Consider the following 19,564-nt stretch of genomic DNA (forward strand, 5'->3'; position numbering starts at 1 on the left):
ATGGTTAATCAAGCGGTCGCCATAGAAACCTCACATTGGACATCAAGCCAAGAGAAACAAGCCATTCAAGCCGCGTTTAGTAAGGCGGCGAATACGTATGATCGTTCTGCTGAATTTCAGCGTCAGGTGGCGGATACCTTATTATCTTACTTACCTCAAGATCTGTCAGGACTGCATATAGTCGATGTCGGTTGTGGAACGGGTTATTGCAGTGAACAACTGTTGAAGCGCGGTGCAACAGTGGTGGCGTTTGATCTGTCTCAATCAATGTTAGATAAAGCCAAAGAGCGCTGTGGTGAAATAAACATCAGTTATGTTCAAGGGGATGCTGAGCATTTACCGTTTAAGAACAATGAATTTGATGTAGTTATTTCTAGTTTAGCACTGCAGTGGTGTCAGGATTTATCCGTACCGCTAGCTGAAATGAATCGAATTACCCATAATAAAAGCAAGGTTATATTTTCAACTTTGTTAAATGGCTCACTGTTTGAGTTAAAAAAAGCGTGGTCAAAGGTTGATTCATATCAACATGTTAACGATTTTATTACCTCATCTATGGTAAACCTTGCGTTAGCGCAATCTGACAGTAAGAATTTTACACTAGACTGCACGCCAGTCGAGATGACGTATTCTTCTGCTCTTGCTTTGATGAAAGATTTAAAAGGAATTGGAGCAACGCATTTACCTAATGGTCGCCACTCAGGTTTATTGAGTAAAGAAAAGCTATTAGCAGTAGAAGAAGCGTATCAAATTTTTAAGAATGAATTTAATAAGTTACCTGCTACTTATCAGGTAGGCTTTGGAGTTATAAGTAATGATTGATGCATTTTTTGTTGCAGGCACAGATACCGATGTAGGTAAAACCGTTTCTTCTAAAGCGATTTTAGATGCATTAAATATGAAAGGGCTAAATACAGCCGCATATAAACCTGTAGCAGCAGGATCTGAAGACAAAGGTGAAGGCGTCCAAAACTCTGATGCAATCCATTTACGCTCTGTAGCCAATGTTGAATTAAGTTATGAAGAAGTAAACCCATACGCATTGTTATTGCCTGCATCGCCACACATTGCAGCAAAAGCTGAGAATGTTGTAATTGATTATTCTGTTCTTTCACAAGGCTTAGCGGCATTAAAAGCTAAGTCAGACGTAGTATTAGTTGAGGGCGCTGGTGGTTGGCGTGTCCCTGTTTCTAAAGATGATTGCCTATCAACTTGGGTTAAACAAGAGAAATTGCCAGTTGTATTAGTAGTAGGCATTAAATTGGGCTGTTTAAGTCATGCAATGTTAACGGCAGAAGCGATTCAACATGATGGTTTAGAGATCATTGGTTGGGTAGCAAACCGAGTAAACCCAGGTACTGAAAATTATGCTGAGATTATCGCGATGTTGGAAGATAAAATGCCAGCACCAAAATTAGGCGAGATCCCATATATGCCAAGTGTTAAGCGTAAAAATATGGGTAAGTACATTAATTTAGATGTGTTAGAAGCTTAATTTCTATAGTTACAAAAAATAGTTAAGAGACAACAAAGCCAATATCTTTCATGATGTTGGCTTTTTTATTGACGTTAATTAGAAAACGTTTCTCTAAATAAGGCCACCATCGCCCGCGTTTTTTCAGGTAAATAACTGGGTGTTGGATAAACTAAAGTAATGGTCAAATCAGTAAAAGAGGTTCTTGGTAAGACCTCAATGAGTTGGCCATTTTTGATTTTATCTTCAATTAAGATCGAAGGCAGAAGAGCAATGCCTTTACCTGACAGTGCTAATCGTTGAAGTAGATTCAGATCATCACTAAATAATTGATATTCAAGTCCTTGAGGGAGCAAGCTTTTATTATAACGGCTAGCAAGCAGATGAAAGTCGTTTAACTGAGCCACATTATCAGGGCATCCGTTAAGCGCTAAATATTCAGAAGAAGCAACCATGCTATAAGGAATTTGAATTAAGCGTTGTTGAATATAGTCATCATGCAAAGGTTCGATATAGCTAGGTAGAATTTGTAGATCAACATTTTCACGACGAAGATCCAATGATTGAACATGATGCTCAATCTCCAATTTAACCTCTGCATACTCCTTCATATACTGTTCAATTAGCTGGGAGAAAATCTCGGTCATTCCTAGGGCTGGTGGGATAGCTACTTTTAATCTACCTCTTGGTGTTAAGTGGTGCTCTCTCATTAATCGGCTCGCATCCACTAGGGTATTGACTGGATTCGAGGTTTGCTCATATAGCCATTTTCCTTGCTGGGTTAATTCAATCGCTCTTGTCGTTCTGATGAGTAATTGATGGCCAAGGGCTTTTTCCAATTCTTGCAGTCGACGGCTGACTTTTGAACGCTGTAATCCTGCAAATTGCGCGGCAGAGCTAATTCCCTTGTGCCTAACAATAAGAACAAATAGGTAAATATCATCAAATGAAACGGTGCTTTCTGGATGGTGACTCATATCTATTGTCCTGTTATTAGGTCATATGTGAGCTATTTTGCCATCTATTCGAAATAAAATCACGCACTATAATGAGAACCAGATCACAGCAACTTTGACTTTATTGAGAACTTCTATGCAAGCTGCAGAGCAAAAATTCAAACAATGGATGCGTATCCTAATCATATTATTTCTTCTCGTTACTGCTTATTTAGTGATGGCAGATAGATTAACGCCGTTAACGACCCAAAGTAAGGTGCAAGGCTTTGTGGTTCAAATATCACCAGAAGTGTCTGGTCGAGTAGTTGAAGTTAATCACACAAATAATCAATTAGTTAAGCAGGGCGAGTTACTGTTTAAGATTGATGATGAAAAATATCAATTGGCCGTTCAAAAAGCCGAAATTGGATTAGCTCAAGCAAGAGAGCAAGAAGCGTCATTAGTGGCGGATATCGAAGCGGCACGCTCAAATGTTAAAACGACTCAAGTAACGGCAGATAATGCGAACCGTGAATATCACCGTATTAAGCGACTAGCCAAATCAGGGGCAGTATCAGCATCAGGCTTAGATTCTGCTGTCACTAAGCGTGACCAAGCCGCTGCCAATTTTATGGCTTCAAAGCAAAAGTTACACGCATTGGAAGTTAAACTAGGTAAAGGAGATGGCCAAAGTAGTGCCGTACTTTCTGCAAAAAATGCCTTAAAACAAGCGTTGCTGAATTTAGAAAATACTCAAGTAATAGCGCAAAGTGAGGGGATAATTACCAATATGCAGTTGCATGTCGGTTTGTTTGCCAATGCTAATCAGCCATTACTGACGTTTATTCCAACCGATTCACTGTGGATCTCCGCAGATTATCGTGAGAAAGCGACTTCAGAGATGAATAAAGGAATGTATGCTGAAGTGGCTTATGATGCACTGCCGGGTGAAGTGTTTCCATTATTGGTAGAGAGCCGCGATTATGGGGTTGCTTCTGCCCAACAAAAAGCCAATGGTCAATTGAGCAGCGTAGAAGTCAGTAATCGCTGGGTTCGTGATGCCCAACGTGTACGAGTGAATTTAATTAGCGAAGAGGCTATTTCACCACGATTATTTGTTGGCTCGCGAGCAACCGTTATTATTTATACGTCAGGCAATGCCGTCATTGATTACATTGGTCATAGCTTAATTACCATGATCAGCTATCTACATTACATATACTAGGTGGAATGTTGATATGAAAGCATTACGGATATGGTTTGGTTGTGTTCTAGGCTTTGCAATGTGTACGGTATTTGGTTGGTCAAACGGTATGTTCGGAACTCTGCTACCACTGTTTATTTTATCTAACCTGAATCGTTGGAATTGGGGAATGTTCATCCAGTTGGTTGTCAGTGTCGTTTGGGTGAGTATTCAAGTGGTATTAATTGTCGGTTTTTTACAACCATATCCACTATTGATGACCGTAGCTGTTGGCATTATGCTGCTATTTAAATGCCACGCAATGCACTATAAAGCGAGTTACTTATTCGGCTACACTGGCTTATTAGTAGGTTCAATTTTATTGAATTTTGGATCGTATGTGACATTTGATTTAGAAAACTTCATTGTAGGGGCGTGGGTTGCAGCCATTATGGTGATCCCTATTTGTGCTTTAGCTTTCTATCTGTTTCCTGATCCTATTGACAGTAATGCACCGATTTTAAAAGTAGAAGGCGAGAGCAAAGATCCACGAGAGATGCTAGAACAAACGGCATTGGGCTGGATGGTTGCTATGATTGTATTTTTGATATTTGAAATCGGTACATTAAATGATTCATTATCAGCCCAAGCTTCAATGCTTATCATGCTCTCTCCAATGACACTCGTTGGCTCATTGATGATGGCTCGAATTCGTATCGTAGGGACTATCTTAGGCTGTTTAGCTGCGATGGCGATGCAATTGATACTTTATGATCTGTATGATAATCCAATTTTATACATTCTAAGTTTTGCAATTGCCTCAGGCTATTTCTGTAAATGGTTAGCCAGTGAAAATCCAATCATGAAGGGAGTTGGATTCTCAGCAATGGCGGCCTTAACCATTCCAATAACAGGCGTGATCCCCGGCCAAAAAGATGCATTTTTTGCTATTTTATACCGAGTATCATCTATTGTGGTGGCGGTGATTATAACCAGCATATTAATTTGGGTCTGCTATCGGTTAATTAAACAGTTTCCTGTCTTTTTCCGAGGGGTTGAGCGAGAAGAAAAGGCTCACTAACAATTTGAATTATTAGATAATAAGCCAAGAGGTTGGTACATTGTTACGAACCTCTTGGCTTTTTTTGTTTATGTGATAACGTCTGTGTAGTTGAAAATTATAAAGAAATAACAAGGACAGTCATGAGCTCAATTATAGAATGCATTAGAACCGTCGGTCGTGGTGAGCGAAGCCGTAAGCCACTTAGTTTTGATCAAGCTTATCAAGTAATGAAAGAATATCTTGCCGGTGAAGTCTCTAGTGACAAAATGGCAATGCTGATGATGCTTATCCGAGTTCAAAACGAAACGGTTGAGGAGATCAGCGGCTTTACCACTGCTATTCGTGAATTTATTCGTAACGAACAAACACCAGAGCTAAAAGAGCTTAACGTTGGTATTGATTGGGCGTGTTTTGCCGGTAAGCGTCAGGTTCAAGGTCCATCATGGCAGTTATACGCAGCACAAATTCTAGCGAACAAAGGATTTAGAGTATTACTTCATGGCCACTTACAACTGGGCAGCACACGTGAACACGTATCTCAAGTGATTGATAAACTAAATATCCCTCGCTGTTCAAGTATTGCAGAGACACAAAAAGCATTAGATGAGGGTAATATCGCATATTTACCGCTATCGGTTTACGCCCCTCAAGTAGAAACCATGCTGTTATGGCAACATGAGTATGGTCTGCGTACCCCTGCGAATACCTGTGCGCGTATGTTAAACCCGGCATCAGCTCCAATTTCATTACGTGGAAGCTTTCATCCAGGTTTACCACAATTACACGGTGAAGCTGAATCTCGTTTACAACAAGCGACAGAAGATTGCTCAGAATTGGCACTGTGCTTTAAAGGCATGGGCGGAGAATCTGAATTTAATCCTAAAGTTAGCCAGTCTCTATGGTGTGCATCAAAAGGGGTATGTGAAGAGCTGTATTGGGAAGAGGCATTAATTGAAGATTTACCAATCCCTCAAATTTGTTTGTTAGGGACTAAACCCGAGCAGTTACAGCTAATGGCGAACACCGTTATTTTTAATGTCGCTAATGTTTTATGGGCAAATAAACGTGAAGAGAACTATCCAAGAGCAGAGGCGATTAAGCTTGCTACTCAATATTGGGAAGAGTATGTAAACACACTCGATTAACTCTTTATTAAGCAAATGAATCTGTTAAGCCGTAACTTTATCGTTGCGGCTTTTTTATAATTATAATAATTTAGTTTATTACATCAGTGTAATAGTAATTCACATTTAGCTCTATTATCAAAACACAGTTAATAATCGATAATGTTCTCCTAGTCAATCATATATTTGGAGACCATTATGGCTAATGGATTTACAAGAGATGGTGGCGTACAAGAACAAATTGATGCCACTGTTACTGATGCAATTAATCGTGCGAGAGCACACCTTAACCATGAACATAATGAGACAGATTATTGTCTTGAATGTGGTGAGCAGATCCCTGAAGGTCGACGTAAAATCATCCCAGGCGTTGAGTTGTGTGTGGAATGTCAATCTAAAGAAGATACACGTGAAAAAGCATTCAGCGCTTACAACCGCAGAGCAAGTAAAGACAGTCAATTACGATAGCAATGGTTACTGTCTAGATCTGCATTGGTATAACAATGGCGAAGTATCATACTTCGCCATACTATTACTGAGAAATGGTTTTGAATAAATAAAGAGAGGCTATTTACGATTGATACGTGCCAAGAAATAGGTATTTACGTACTCACCCTGTCTAAACGCAGAATCAATGGCTTCACCTTCAATCACAAACCCGAATTTTTTATACAGAGAAAGCGCCGCGTGGTTATCTACAAACGCGTCAATCTCAATACGGCGAACATTAAGCCAATTATCAGCAAGTTCTAAAACGGTTTCAATTAGCTTACTACCAATACCACGTCCATGATAATCATCGTGAACGCCCATTCCAAAATGAGCAACATGACGAGTCCTAGGATGTGTCACTTGTTCAAAACCAATATTACCTACAACCTTGTTATCAATAAGGGCAACATAGCTATAGACGTTATCAGGTTTGCTTGAAATGCGTTTTTCCCAGAGAGCAGGAGATGGGAGTGGCAGTTGAAGTGTTTGCGCCTGAGCTTGTGGTTGATTATACAACTCACATAAACCATCAATGTCTTTTAATTCTGTTGGGCGAATTATTATTTCCATTACCTGCATCCTTTGCCTAATAAACATACACTTAACTTAACCAGAATCATCTTCGATGACAAGCACTGATCCCATTTGAATCTAATAATTACCGTTTATTCCTGTTATTTACCATTCGTCGCATCTTCCTGTTTTTCATTTTTACCTTAGCTAATCTGTAAACATCAAAAAGGACCACAGATTAACTAAGGCCAACCTAATGAAACATAAATTAACGACACTAGTATTTAGCTTATTAATGAGTGTGATGACTTTCTCCACGCAGGCGGCATTAACGGATAAAGATATTGCGGTATATAACCAAGCGGCAGCAGGCGATGAAGATCTTGTTGAATCAGCTTATGAACGTTTTGAACAATTGATTCAAACTGAAGGTGCAACGCCATTAACACTCGTTTATCTTGGCAGCGCAGAAACTCTAAAAGGTCGAGATGCAATGATGCCTTGGACAGCAATGAAATACGTTGAACAAGGGTTAGCTAAAATTGGCAAAGGTCTAAATCTACTTGCTACGGAAACCACTCCAATTGAAGATCAACCCGTTGTGTCTGGTCTTCCTAATTCTTATCTCACCCGTGCTTTAGCGGCAGCAACTTATTCACAATTGCCTGATATGTTTAATCATTTTGAGCGCGGCTATGATCTTTATTTAGCTCTTTTATCTGAACCTGATTTTCAACAGCAACCTTATCAAGCCACTGCTTGGGTATATGGTTATGCAGTGCAAGCAGCGCTTCGTGCTGATGATATAAATCAATCAAATCAATGGATAGCAGTCATGATTGAGCGAGATAAAAATCACCCTGAATCAATAAAAGCACAAGCACTTATTAGTGCTAAAAATTAGGAGAGGACAATGATTAGTTTTAGTAGCATAGAAAAAACATATCAATTGGGCTCTCAAGACGTAGCTGCGTTGAAAAAGGTAGAGGGCTTTATTATTAAAGGCAGCATGGTGGCTCTGTGTGGCCCATCAGGCTCCGGAAAAAGTACTCTACTCAATATACTTGGTTTGTTAGATATGGATTATAAAGGCAAGATCAGAATGGATGGAAAAGCGTATCCTAAAGATCCCATTAAAGCGGCCACGTTACGTCGTCACAAGTTAGGTTTTGTATTTCAACGCTTTAATTTAGTGCCAGTGATGACCGCTTTAGAGAACGTTGCCTATCCGCTGCATTTAAATGGCTACAGTCGAGAAGATCAAAAACGCTTAGCCACTGAAATGTTAGAAAAAGTAGGTCTTGGCGATTTTATTCACCACCGTCCAGATAACCTTTCTGGCGGACAGCAACAGCGCGTCGCCATTGCTCGTGCGTTGGTTCATAAGCCAAGTTTAGTCATTGCCGATGAACCAACGGCCAGTTTAGATAGCCATACCGCAGAAAAAGTGATTGATATTATGAAAGCGTTAGGCAAAGAAATGGGAACCACCTTTATTATTGCGACGCATGATTATCGCATGGCACAGCATTGTGATGCCTGCATTAATTTACTTGATGGCACCATAAATAAGGAGACAGTTTCATGGGCAAGTTAATCTCATTATTTCCTTATTCATTGCGTCTCGCGTGGCTTAATTTATTACGAAATGGCCGCCGTAGCGCACTTTCGATTTTAATCATTACCATTGCGGTGTTTGCATTAACCAGTGCGGGTGGTTTTGGATTGTATACTTATGACTCACTCAAAGAATCGACGGCAAGAGACACAGGCCACCTTACCCTAAGTCAGCCGGGTTACTTTGAAAGTGATGAAGAGATGCCCCTTAGTAATGGTCTTTCTGATATTTCGCAATTAACTCGTGATCTAATGAAGCACGATGAGGTTCGTGGAGTTCAACCAAGGATCGATTTCACAGGGTTAATCTCTAACGGGAGCAAATCGACTATATTCATGGGAACCGGTGTCAACGATCGTGAGTTTGACATGAAAGGTCCATTTCTAGATATGAGATCAGGAAAAACCTTAACGGATATTACATCGAGTCGATATGACGTGATGGAGCCTGAGATCATGCTTGGAGTGGATCTCGCCAAAAACCTAAACGTGGGTATCGGTGATTGGGTAACTTTACTGGCAACGACCAGTGAGGGGGCATTGAATGCGTTTGATTTTAAAGTACATGGAACTTATTCAACAGGGGTTCCAGAATTAGATAAACGTCAACTGTATATTCACATTGACTCAGCTCAAGAGCTATTGATTTCAGAGAAAGTGAGCACATTGTCGGTGTTTCTATTTGATACAGAGAAAACAGCTCTGATACATCAACGATTGGATGATGACCTAAAATCGATGTCACTAGAGCAAGATATTGAGATCACACCATGGCAAGAGAGAGCGTTTTTCTACAATAAAGTGAAAGATCTTTACGATCTTATCTTCGGTGTGATGGGTTTTGTGATGGGATTGGTGGTTTTTGTGGCCTTGTTTAACACCATGACAATGTCCGTGACTGAGCGAACACGTGAAATTGGTACCTTATCCGCACTGGGAAGCTACCCAAATGAAATTATCAATTCATTCTTACGAGAAGCGGGCTTACTTGCCATCATTGGAGTGCTATTTGGTGCAATCACGACGGCAATTACCACGATATTGTTAATGATTGTTGATGTTCAAATGCCACCACCACCAGGAAGAACCGATGGTTACCCACTTAATATTTACTTCTCATTTGAGTTGGTTGTTTATGCAGGCATTGGTGTGATGGGTATTTGTTTACTTGCAGCGTATTTGTCTGCTCGAAAAGGCGTAAGAAAACCCATTACGGAGGCGCTTATCTATGTCTAAATTAAAATTATTATCTACGTTCTGCTTATTTATGGGGCTTCATTTTTCAGTGGCCGCGACAGAGTTATCTCAATCAGAGCTTACTCAACAAAAGAATCAGCAAAAAATCGGGATTAATCATAGCCAAGTGGAACAAATGATTAAGGCTGCTGATGATTATCGACTAGATAACGCAGCTGCAAAAGTCGTATCAGAAGTATTGCTATATAAAAATGATGAGCTAGATAAAAAACGTCAATACACGGTGTATATGCGAGAAAATAGAGAATCATTAGTGCTGTTTAATTCTCAAGTCGAAGCTGGGCAAAAGATGCTGATGTTAGGCGATAATTATTGGTTATTAATGCCTAAAAGCCGCCGACCAATCCGTATTACACCAATGCAAAAATTATTGGGAGAAGCATCGGTAGGTGACATTTCAACCCTCACTTGGAGCGAAGATTATCAAGGGCAATGGCAAGCAAGTGAGGGACTAAAATTAGAGAATGGGAAGCAGGTACAAGCTGAAAAACTTAAACTGAATGCCATTACTAAAGGCGCGAGTTATTTCACCATTGATTTATGGCTAGAGCAGGGGACTCATTTTCCAATTAAAGCCGATCTCTATCTACGTTCAGGAAAAATGGCGAAAGAAGCGTGGTTTATTAAAGGGCTTAGAGAAGGTGAAACCAAAGTTATCTCAATGGTATTAAACGATCAAATCCAAACCAATCAAAAAACCGTCATTGAATACAAAGAAATAGTGCCAACAGAGATTGCGGATAAATATTACAACCCTGCTTATCTGTCACGTACCAAGCAGTTGGATTTGTGATCATGAAACCTCGGGTGAAATGGATATTATTGTGCGGTACTTGGTTGGCTTCTTTTTGCTCTCAATCTTCAGAGATGACTTTCGAATGGGATTGGATGCTTAGTGCTGAAACGGTTCAACAAAGAGAAACGGTTTTCTCTTTGATGACAGATAACGAGCATCAAGAGTCATTCAATGGTTTATTAGATGTTCAGATTGGCTACCAAGATTGGAATGCGGTGGTGGCACTGAAAGGTAATGATCTCTATTATTATTCAAATCTTGAGTCTCAAGATAAAAGCGCAGAAGCTGAGCTAATTGTCAGTGAACTATTTTGGCAAAGTAGTGTTGATATTTCCAATACATCATTAGATTTACAACTAGGTAAAGTTAGAGTCGATTGGGGTGTTGGTTATGGTTATCGCCCTCTTGATATATTCACGCCATATCGTCGTAATCCAGTCGGAATTCAAGTAGAAGAAGGAGCAGGCGTAGCTTCGGTATCCTATTTTGATAATCAAGGCGAGTGGTCATTAATTTATACCGATTCGTCATGGACTCAGCAAGAAGGGAGTGAGTTAGAAGAGCAAAGCGAACAACAAGGGATAGGAATAAGACGTTATGCGTTAGTGGGAGATACCGAATACCAATGGGTTGCTTATTATGACGATGTTCGACAGGGGCTATTGGGTGCGAGTGTTGTTACTGTGCTTGATGCCGCGTGGGAGTTTCATGGCTCAGCGGTATATCAATCAAAGTATCTTTCTTATGAGCAGTCAAATATCACACTTTACCCTGTCACTTTAGAAAAAGAAGAAAATGCATATCAAGCCTTAGTCGGGTTTACGTGGGCAAATGATGTGGGAAATAGTATCGTTTTAGAATACTGGTATGACAGCCGAGCGTGGGGTAAAAGTGATTGGAAAAATGCACTTACTGTGGCAACACCGTCGTATCAACAGGGCTTTAATCAGGCGAATATGGTTCAACATAACATGATGTTTCATTGGAGCTTAGATCCTAACGCATGGTCAACATGGGAATGGAGCCGAGATATCTCATGGTTAAGTCAATTTACCCCAACATTTGATGTGCTTTACTCACCAGAAGATAATGGCGTGATAGCAACGCAGTGGTTAAATTATTTGCTGCATGACTCGGGTGATTCCAGTATTGAAATGGAACTTGCCGCACGTTTTTTAACAGGTTCGGATGATTCAGCGTATGCAAATTTACCCGATAAGCATATGCTGTTATTGAATCTAAAAGGACGATTTTAATGGTAGTGATAAATAAGCAAAAAGAAGTAGCGATTCAGTTAGTAAAAAGCCTAGCGATTACGACTGTGTTTTGTCTTATTATCGCCATGATGACGAGTAATATTTGGCCATCTCCTTTTTATGAACACGTTCTTATTAGTTTTGGTTATGGCTACAGTGCCGTGTTATGTTCATTCGCCTTAGAGTGGTTTTTACCGACACTTAAAAAAGCATATTCGACCGTTATTGCTATGGTGTTATCTCTTGCTTTAGGCACATTTCACGCCTCTTTGTGGTTAAATAAATACGACGATTTTGCAACTTTAGAAGCATTACAGCCGATCGTATTATTAGGATTGATATTTACCGGGATCTGTTTTTATTACTTTCACGCCACAGAGAAAACGTTGCAGGCAGAGCAAGCATTAGAGATCTCTAAGCGCAAGCAATTAGAGCAAGAAAAAGCATTAGCATTAAGTCAATTAAGCCAACTTCAAAGCCAAATAGAACCTCATTTCTTGTTCAATACCTTAGCTAACATTAGTGCGTTAATCGAATTAGACAGTGATAAAGCCAAATTGATGTTGGAGAAATTAACGGACTTACTTCGAGGCACCCTAAAAACAAATCGTAACCCTCTAATTACGCTAGAACAAGAAGTAGAATTATTAAGTGCGTATTTATCAATTCAACAGATCCGTTTAGGTGAGCGTTTAACGTATGAGATTGAGAACCAACTGAGTGGAACAATTTCGCTGCCTCCTTTACTCATTCAGCCTCTGGTTGAAAACGCGATTACTCATGGTATAGAGCCACAAGCAAAAGGAGGTAAGGTTGTTATCATGTTTAAGCAGCAAGATAATAGATTCAAGGTGTCAATTTCTGATAATGGTTTAGGCTTAGAACAAATGACATCAACCAAAGGAAATGGAATGAGTTTGAATAACATCAAGCAGCGTTTGCATAACCTATTCGATGGTACTGCTTCTATCATGATAATAGAGAATGAAGAGGGTGGCGTAGACGCTGAACTTTCTATTCCATTGGAGAAATTGGCTCAACTAAATAGGGAATATTCATGAGTAAATTGATGACCGCCATTATTGCCGATGATGAGCCTTTATTACGATTCCATTTGGAAAAAATGCTGTCTGACCTTTGGCTTGAGCTAGAGATTGTTGCAGTGTGTAGTAATGGTAAAGAAGCGCTTGAAGCAATAGAGCAGCACCAACCAGATATTGCCTTTCTTGATATTAAAATGCCAGAATTAGACGGCATGACTCTGGCCTCACAATTACAAAAATCAGCAACAGCACCAATGGTTGCTTTTATTACGGCTTATGATGAATTTGCCGTTAAAGCGTTTGAAAACAATGCAATAGATTATGTGTTAAAACCAATTTCTGAAGCAAGATTAGATGCCACGTGTCAAAAATTAAAACAGAGAGTGGGTCAGCAATCTAGAGATTCTGATTCAAAACAAGATCAAGGGGCATTAAGTGATCTGTTTGCTCAAATTCAGCAGCTATCAGCACAGCAAAAACCAGAATATTTAAGTTGGATTAAAGCGTATCGGGGAGAGGAGTTACACTTGCTTTCGGTCTCTGATGTCCTCTATTTTAAGGCGGAAGATAAATACGTTTCTGTTTATGCACAGCAGGCAGGCAATAAAGTTACCGAATATTTGATCCGCTGTTCGCTTAAAGAATTACAACAGAAGATAAATCCTGATCATTTTTGGCATATTCATCGCTCAAGCATTGTGAATGTCGCTCAAATAGATAAAGTGAAAAAGGATCTGTTAGGCCATTTACATGTGCACATTGGAGAGTCAAAGCTACCTGTTAGCCGCAGTGCGCAAAGTTTATTTAAAGGGATGTAGATTAAAGAGTGAATTGATTAAATTGATGGAGGTAACGCCCCATTCCAACAGCAGATCTAAATAATAGAAAAGAAATAGGGCGTTACAGGTTGGTTCAATAGTCTCGATGATCTTACAGTGTTACCACAATACTTTGATATGGTGTAAGCGTTAGTTGTGAGCCAAAATGAGTGACAGAGTCTAGATTAGCAATTAAGCACTCGACTTCTTTATCCATTAAATGTTCAGGTAAAATTAACGTCTGAGGCTCAGCAGTAAAGTTATTTAGTACCACTAAATGTTGATCTTCATTTTTACGCTCATAAGCAAATACAGCAGGATGACCTTCAAACAGTGGAATAAAATCACCGTACACAATCACAGGATTCTGTTTTCTCAGAGCAATCAGCTTTTGGTAATGATAGAAAATTGAGTCAGTATCTTCTAAAGCCGCAGCCACGTTTATCTGTGGAAAATTTGGGTTCAATGAGATCCAAGGCGTACCTTGAGTAAAACCAGCATGCGCAGAATTATCCCAATGCATTGGAGTACGTGCATTATCACGGCTATTGGCATGAATGCCTTTCATCATAGTTTCATGACTGACGCCTGATCCGGTTTTTACCTTGTAGAAATTCAGCGTTTCAATGTCTTTGTACTCATCTAAGGTATCAAAGGCCACGTTTGTCATACCAATCTCTTCACCTTGGAAGATATAGGGTGTGCCTTTTAGTAGGTGTAACGTTGTTGCTAACATCTTCGCTGATTCAACACGATATTGACCATCACACCCGTATTTAGAGACAACACGAGGCAAATCATGGTTATTCCAAAACAGAGAGTTCCAGCCGTTATTACTCAGTTCAAGCTGCCATTTGATCATCACTTGCTTAAAGGCATTAAGATCTAACGGTTTTGGTTTCCACTTATCGCCGTCTTCCCATAGCAGAGTAATGTGCTCAAATTGAAATACCATTGATAGCTCATTACGAGCAGGGTTGCTATAAAGCTGTGCCGTTTCTGGCGTGGCATCCCAGGTTTCACCCACGGTTAATAGGTCTTTATTGCCAAACGTCGCTTGATTCATCTGTTGAAGAAGTGGGTGTAGACGCTCGCCGTTTCCTGTGATCTTCTTATCGATCTCTTTGCCAATGAGATCAATCACATCTAAGCGGAAGCCACCAATACCTTGGTCAATCCACCAGTTCATCATATCAAATACTTTTTGATGAACAGCAGGGTTCTCCCAGTTTAAATCTGGCTGACGTTTTGAAAATAAATGGAAATAGTATTGCTGATTTTCCTCGTCCCATTCCCATGCAGTGCCACCGAAGATTGAGCCTAAATCACTTGGCGCTTCTCCGTTGTCACTCGCATCACGCCAGATATAAAAATCACGGTATTTACTGTCTTTGTTATTTTTCGCTTCAACAAACCAAGGGTGTTCATCAGAAGTATGGTTCACCACTAAATCCATGACGATTTTAATGCCACGTTGTTCCGCTTTTTGCATTAACTCACGCATATCATCCATGCTGCCAAACTCAGCAGCAATAGCTTGATAATCAGAGATATCGTAACCGTTATCATCCATTGGTGACTGATAAACAGGAGAGAGCCAAATAACGTCGATACCAAGGGTGGTTAAGTAATCGAGTTTGCTGATAATGCCTTGTAAATCACCAATGCCATCATTATTTGAATCGCAAAAGCTACGTGGGTAAATTTGATATACCACACTGTTATGCCACCAACGTTTTTCCATCTTGATATCCAATATTCACTAAAAGAAAGTAACGTTAATATAGCGAAATTAAATCGGTATGAATAATTGATAATTTGAACTCTGATATAGAAAAAATTTATATCACGAGTATGGTGGAACTGAATTTAACAGTGGATATCAATAATGGAAAAGCAATATCGTTACTTTTATGAGGTAGCTCGCCAAGGCAGCATTAAAGCCGCGGCAGATAAATTGTGTATTAGCCAACCAACGCTAACCACGGCGATTAAAAAGCTTGAAGAGTTGTTAGGTACTGTGCTGTTTTATCGTAAATCTAAAGGCGTAGAGTTAACCAGTACCGGCTGGGTGTATTATCGCTACGTACAAGATATTTATGAAAAACATGGCCAGATGATGCATCAACTATCGGACATGAAAGCGCGCAGCCAAGGTAAAATTAAAATTGGTATTGGTGAAGCGTGGTGGGAATGTTTTGCTGCTGATGTAATTAAACAATTTATAGAGACGCATCTAACAAATTCACTCTATATTGAGTTTGGCAATGGCTTATCAATGCTGAGTCATTTACTTAATGGTGATATTGATCTCTTTATTGGTCATGAAATAGAAAATATTGATTCTCGTAACCGCGTGCGTTTCATTCCACTATTTACTGAATGCGAAGCCTTATATGTGCGAGAAGGGCATCCATTATTAAATGAGAAGAAGGGGGGTGATAACAGTCGTTACCCACAAATAAAAGTCACCCCCGATCATAGTCGAGATGGAAAAGTGCTCAATGATAAAGGCGCAGAGACCTTTGCATTAAAAGCACAACAAGCCAAAGTTATCTATGAGTTAGATTCATTAAAAGCCAGTATCGATATGCTGAAAATGAGCGATGCTATTATGCCTTATACCGATAAAATAAAATCGAAAATGGCTCTGCAAGGAGTTATCGCTTTATCTACTGAACAATGTAAAACTGGTGTGGTTGGGATTTACTCTAATACAGAAGTATTGTCTGAAAATATGGAATACTTGGTCGATTTATTTAAACACTAATTTTTAACAATAGGTAAATAAAGTAAAGATAAGGCTGTCGTAGACTAGAATTAATAAAAGTTATGCTACTGTAGCCGCAATATAAATAAAAATGAGAGTCACTATCATGCCGAGCCTTGCTCATTGGAAAAATCCTAAAACTTTTTTGATTTTAATTTCCATCGTTGTTCCCATTGCTTTTTCTACATGGAATGCGTTACTTAATAACTTCGTGATTGAAAAAGCGGCGTTTACTGGGGCTGATATTGGGCTCTTGCAAAGTGTGCGAGAGATCCCTGGTTTTCTAGCGTTTACTGCTGTTTTCGTCCTTCTTTTTATTCGTGAGCAAAAGTTCATGATCCTCGCTTTGGTGATGTTGGCAGTTGGTGTAGCAATTACTGGTTTTTTCCCAAGTGTGTATGGCCTGTTATGCACCACGCTGTTGATGTCGGTAGGCTTTCACTATTTTGAGACCTTAAAACAATCCTTATCATTACAGTGGCTAACTAAAGAAGAAGCTCCTGAAATGTTAGGTAAGCTGATCTCGATTGGTGCTCTTGCATCGTTATGTACTTATGGTGTGCTGTGGGTATTACTTGAGTTAGTGCAATTAGAGTTTAAATGGATCTATTTAATTGCAGGGACAATTGCCCTTATGGTGACTGTTTTTATGTGGTTGTCTTTCCCGAACTTTGAAAGTGAAACACCACAGACGAAAAAATTGGTTCTACGCAAGCGCTATTGGTTGTACTACGCACTCACATTTATGAGTGGTGCTCGTCGTCAGATATTTATGGTGTTTGCAGGCTTTTTAATGGTTGAAAAATTTGGCTATTCAGCTGCTGATATCACTCTACTGTTTCTTGCTAATTATGCATTCAATTGGCTTTTTGCTAAAAAGATTGGCCGCTGGATTGGTGTTGTGGGTGAGCGCAAGGCACTAATGTTTGAATATATCGGTCTTATTTTTGTGTTTGTTGGCTACGCATTAGTTCAGACGTCAGAAATGGCAGCAGCGTTATATATTATTGATCATTTGTTCTTTGCATTAGCATTAGCGATTAAAACTTATTTCCAAAAAATTGCCGATCCTGCTGATATGGCATCAACTGCGGGTGTGGCATTCACCATTAATCATATAGCAGCAGTTGTTATCCCAGTAAGCTTTGGTTTGATATGGTTGGTATCGCCTGCTGCTGTGTTCTATGTTGGTGCTACAATGGCATTTATTTCGTTCTTATTGTCATTAAATATTCCAGAAGCACCCCAAGAGGGGAATGAAACTCGCATTTTGAAGTGGAACTGATTACAGTATAGGGACGACAATCAATGGCATAAGCCAACGATCATTCAAAAGGAATATAGAATGAATGCGATTACCCATGATCCAGATAACAAATGCTACTTAATCGCTTTAGAAGGTGATGCGGTAGCAAAAGTTTATTATGAAAAGAAGGGCAATATTCTTGATGTGATAAGCACACGAATTCCGGATGAGCTGCAAGGTAAAGGCTACGGAAAAGTGATGATGGAAGCCTTTTTAGCAGAGATGAAAAGCTCTGGTTTATTGATTGTATCCGTCTGCTCTTATGTGGTTCATTACATGAATAAGAACCTGCAGTGGCAAGATCTATTAGCAAAATAAAAGAGACCTAGGTGGAGATTCTACCTAGGTTTTTTTGTATGAAAAATATCACTTAAAGAGAATGAATTTAGATAAACAAGGAAGATCTCATGGCGTTACGTACATTTATTGAAAAATTGAATACTCAACCTGAGTTGGTTGAATTTACTGAGACAATGGCTGTTATTGATAATAACTATGATTTTACGCCAACAGAGTTTTCAAATGGAAAGCTAGTCAATCAAGCAGACCAGAATAATGGCTCATGTAAGATCTTTGCATTTGCTGAGCTAAATAAACTGAGTGTTGAACAAACCTTAGCGTGTTTTGGTCAATATTACCGTGAAGATGTATTACAAAACCCAACCAATGATGACCACCAAAACATTCGAAATTTCATGGTGACAGGCTGGTCTGGTATTCAATTTAGCTCTGTGGCATTACAATTAAAATAAGACGTTAAACGATAGTAAATATTAGAAAAACAAAACCAAACCAATAAAGAGACCATTATGATCAAACTTGCTGTTATTGGAACCAACTGGATCACTGAACGATTCTTAGCGGGGGCAATAGAGTCGGGGAAGTATGAAATTACTGCGGTATATTCTCGCTCATTAGAACAAGCAAAAGCGTTTGCTGAAAAGTTTAAAGCAGAGTTAACGTTTGATTGTTTGGATCAGTTGGCACAATGCAAAGAAGTGGACGCGGTGTATATTGCCAGCCCAAACTCTTTTCATGCGCCTCAATCGATTCAAATGATGAAGCAGGGAAAACATGTTATTTGTGAAAAACCAATGGCATCAAATTACCCCCAAGCGCAATTAGCGTATCAAATGGCACAAGAAAACAATGTGGTGTTGTTTGAGGCATTTATGTCGCCATATCTACCGAACTTTCAACAGATTAAATCGCATTTACCAAGCTTAGGGGCAATTCGAAAGGCGCATATTACTTATTGTCAGTATTCTTCGCGTTACCCTAAATACCTCAATGGTGAAAATCCAAATACTTTTAACCCTGAGTTCTCTAACGGCTCTATTATGGATATTGGATTTTACTGTGTCGGCTCTATGATTGAGTTATTTGGTGAACCTAAATCGATTCAAGCACAAGCGTACGTATTGGATTCAGGTGTTGATGGTAATGGCAGTATCATTTGTGGTTACGATGGCTTTGATGTCGTTGTCATGCACTCTAAAACCAGTGATTCTTATGTACCAAGTGAGATCCAAGGTGAAAATGGCGCTATCCTTGCTGAAATGATTTCGATTGGTGAGAAGGTAACAAAGATCCCTCGTGGTGGTAAAAAAGAAGATCTAACACTTGAGCAGAATGCTAATCCAATGTTCTATGAAGCACTTAAATTTGCCGAGCAAGTAGAATCAAATAAAATGGATGATCATGCAGTTGAGCGTTCATTGTTGATCTCGAAAGTAACGACAGAGATCCGTAAGCAGACAGGCGTTGTTTTCCCTGCAGATAGCTAGCTTTTTAAATAATTACCGTAAATGGAGAAGCCGAATGAGATGAAATCATTCGGCTTTTTTTATGTCGGAATATTAATAAGAAAAGAGTCAATTATAAAGATGGTATTTTTAGTGTTTACATAATCACTTT

Annotated in this window: 21 protein-coding genes; 18 read left to right on the plus strand and 3 right to left on the minus strand. The window is 39.4% G+C overall.

Features of this window, described 5'->3' with window-relative positions; all coding sequences use genetic code 11:
• Together bioC and bioD are read left to right on the plus strand one after the other, a co-directional pair.
• A complete protein-coding gene (bioC, locus tag ED622_RS04420; protein WP_122032719.1) occupies positions 1–822 on the plus strand; it encodes a malonyl-ACP O-methyltransferase BioC in 822 nt (273 codons plus the stop codon).
• Complete coding sequence (gene bioD / locus ED622_RS04425) at positions 815–1,495, plus strand: dethiobiotin synthase (RefSeq protein ID WP_122032720.1); 681 nt, start codon at positions 815–817, stop codon at positions 1,493–1,495. The genes bioC and bioD overlap by 8 nt, the downstream gene beginning before the upstream one ends.
• Before the next feature lie 74 nt (positions 1,496–1,569).
• Here the strand turns inward: bioD and ED622_RS04430 are convergent, their stop codons facing one another.
• Positions 1,570–2,451, minus strand: a complete 882-nt coding sequence (locus ED622_RS04430; protein ID WP_122032721.1) for a LysR family transcriptional regulator — start codon at positions 2,449–2,451, stop codon at positions 1,570–1,572.
• Between the two features lie 115 nt (positions 2,452–2,566).
• On the opposite strand from ED622_RS04430, the gene ED622_RS04435 reads away from it, so the two are divergent.
• The 4 genes from ED622_RS04435 to ED622_RS04450 all read left to right on the plus strand — a co-directional run bounded on the left by ED622_RS04435 (position 2,567) and on the right by ED622_RS04450 (position 6,247).
• Positions 2,567–3,634 carry an HlyD family secretion protein gene (locus ED622_RS04435; RefSeq protein WP_122032722.1) on the plus strand — a complete coding sequence of 356 codons (1,068 nt, stop codon included), beginning with the start codon at positions 2,567–2,569 and terminating at the stop codon, positions 3,632–3,634.
• Positions 3,635–3,647: 13 nt separating this feature from the next.
• Positions 3,648–4,673 carry a DUF2955 domain-containing protein gene (locus ED622_RS04440; RefSeq protein WP_122032723.1) on the plus strand — a complete coding sequence of 342 codons (1,026 nt, stop codon included), beginning with the start codon at positions 3,648–3,650 and terminating at the stop codon, positions 4,671–4,673.
• 122 nt (positions 4,674–4,795) lie between these two features.
• Positions 4,796–5,800 carry a glycosyl transferase family protein gene (locus ED622_RS04445; RefSeq protein ID WP_122032724.1) on the plus strand — a complete coding sequence of 335 codons (1,005 nt, stop codon included), beginning with the start codon at positions 4,796–4,798 and terminating at the stop codon, positions 5,798–5,800.
• A 177-nt stretch (positions 5,801–5,977) separates the two neighbouring features.
• A complete protein-coding gene (locus ED622_RS04450) occupies positions 5,978–6,247 on the plus strand; it encodes a DksA/TraR family C4-type zinc finger protein (protein ID WP_122032725.1) in 270 nt (89 codons plus the stop codon).
• 99 nt (positions 6,248–6,346) lie between these two features.
• Here the strand turns inward: ED622_RS04450 and ED622_RS04455 are convergent, their stop codons facing one another.
• Positions 6,347–6,841 (minus strand): GNAT family N-acetyltransferase, encoded by a 495-nt coding sequence (locus tag ED622_RS04455; protein WP_105055832.1) that lies wholly within the window; start codon positions 6,839–6,841, stop codon positions 6,347–6,349.
• 199 nt (positions 6,842–7,040) lie between these two features.
• On the opposite strand from ED622_RS04455, the gene ED622_RS04460 reads away from it, so the two are divergent.
• The 7 genes from ED622_RS04460 to ED622_RS04490 are packed head-to-tail and all read left to right on the plus strand — an operon-like array spanning position 7,041 to position 13,571.
• Positions 7,041–7,688, plus strand: a complete 648-nt coding sequence (locus ED622_RS04460; RefSeq protein ID WP_122032726.1) for a hypothetical protein — start codon at positions 7,041–7,043, stop codon at positions 7,686–7,688.
• Positions 7,689–7,697: 9 nt separating this feature from the next.
• Complete coding sequence (locus ED622_RS04465; RefSeq protein WP_122032727.1) at positions 7,698–8,381, plus strand: ABC transporter ATP-binding protein; 684 nt, start codon at positions 7,698–7,700, stop codon at positions 8,379–8,381.
• Entirely contained in the window at positions 8,369–9,637 is a 1,269-nt protein-coding gene (locus ED622_RS04470) for an ABC transporter permease (RefSeq protein WP_122032728.1), read from the plus strand. The genes ED622_RS04465 and ED622_RS04470 overlap by 13 nt, the downstream gene beginning before the upstream one ends.
• A 31-nt stretch (positions 9,638–9,668) precedes the next feature.
• A complete protein-coding gene (locus ED622_RS04475) occupies positions 9,669–10,451 on the plus strand; it encodes an outer membrane lipoprotein-sorting protein (RefSeq protein ID WP_371413428.1) in 783 nt (260 codons plus the stop codon).
• Positions 10,452–10,453: 2 nt separating this feature from the next.
• A complete protein-coding gene (locus ED622_RS04480) occupies positions 10,454–11,710 on the plus strand; it encodes a hypothetical protein (protein ID WP_122032730.1) in 1,257 nt (418 codons plus the stop codon).
• Positions 11,710–12,771 carry a sensor histidine kinase gene (locus ED622_RS04485; RefSeq protein ID WP_371413419.1) on the plus strand — a complete coding sequence of 354 codons (1,062 nt, stop codon included), beginning with the start codon at positions 11,710–11,712 and terminating at the stop codon, positions 12,769–12,771. Before ED622_RS04480 ends, ED622_RS04485 begins: the two co-directional genes overlap by 1 nt.
• The gene (locus tag ED622_RS04490; RefSeq protein WP_122032731.1) at positions 12,768–13,571 is read left to right on the plus strand and encodes a LytTR family DNA-binding domain-containing protein; all 804 of its coding nucleotides are present in this window, start codon (positions 12,768–12,770) and stop codon (positions 13,569–13,571) included. Before ED622_RS04485 ends, ED622_RS04490 begins: the two co-directional genes overlap by 4 nt.
• Before the next feature lie 112 nt (positions 13,572–13,683).
• Here ED622_RS04490 and ED622_RS04495 read toward each other — a convergent pair whose 3' ends face one another.
• Entirely contained in the window at positions 13,684–15,315 is a 1,632-nt protein-coding gene (locus tag ED622_RS04495; RefSeq protein WP_122032732.1) for an alpha-glucosidase, read from the minus strand.
• A gap of 144 nt (positions 15,316–15,459) precedes the next feature.
• Here ED622_RS04495 and ED622_RS04500 point away from each other — a divergent pair, with 144 nt between their 5' ends.
• The 5 genes from ED622_RS04500 (at position 15,460) to ED622_RS04520 (ending at position 19,434) form a co-directional block, all read left to right on the plus strand.
• Positions 15,460–16,341, plus strand: coding sequence for a LysR family transcriptional regulator (locus ED622_RS04500; RefSeq protein ID WP_122032733.1), 882 nt, complete (start codon positions 15,460–15,462; stop codon positions 16,339–16,341).
• Between the two features lie 106 nt (positions 16,342–16,447).
• Positions 16,448–17,626, plus strand: a complete 1,179-nt coding sequence (locus ED622_RS04505) for an MFS transporter (protein WP_122032734.1) — start codon at positions 16,448–16,450, stop codon at positions 17,624–17,626.
• Positions 17,627–17,686: 60 nt separating this feature from the next.
• Positions 17,687–17,965: a GNAT family N-acetyltransferase gene (locus tag ED622_RS04510; protein WP_122032735.1), complete on the plus strand. Its 279-nt coding sequence runs from the start codon at positions 17,687–17,689 to the stop codon at positions 17,963–17,965.
• An 89-nt stretch (positions 17,966–18,054) separates the two neighbouring features.
• A complete protein-coding gene (locus ED622_RS04515; protein ID WP_122032736.1) occupies positions 18,055–18,399 on the plus strand; it encodes a HopJ type III effector protein in 345 nt (114 codons plus the stop codon).
• A 57-nt stretch (positions 18,400–18,456) separates the two neighbouring features.
• Positions 18,457–19,434 (plus strand): Gfo/Idh/MocA family protein, encoded by a 978-nt coding sequence (locus tag ED622_RS04520; protein ID WP_122032737.1) that lies wholly within the window; start codon positions 18,457–18,459, stop codon positions 19,432–19,434.
• Positions 19,435–19,564: the final 130 nt, after the last annotated feature.

The organism is Aliivibrio sp. EL58, from assembly GCF_900312675.1.
In the GTDB taxonomy this organism is placed as follows: Bacteria; Pseudomonadota; Gammaproteobacteria; order Enterobacterales; family Vibrionaceae; genus Aliivibrio.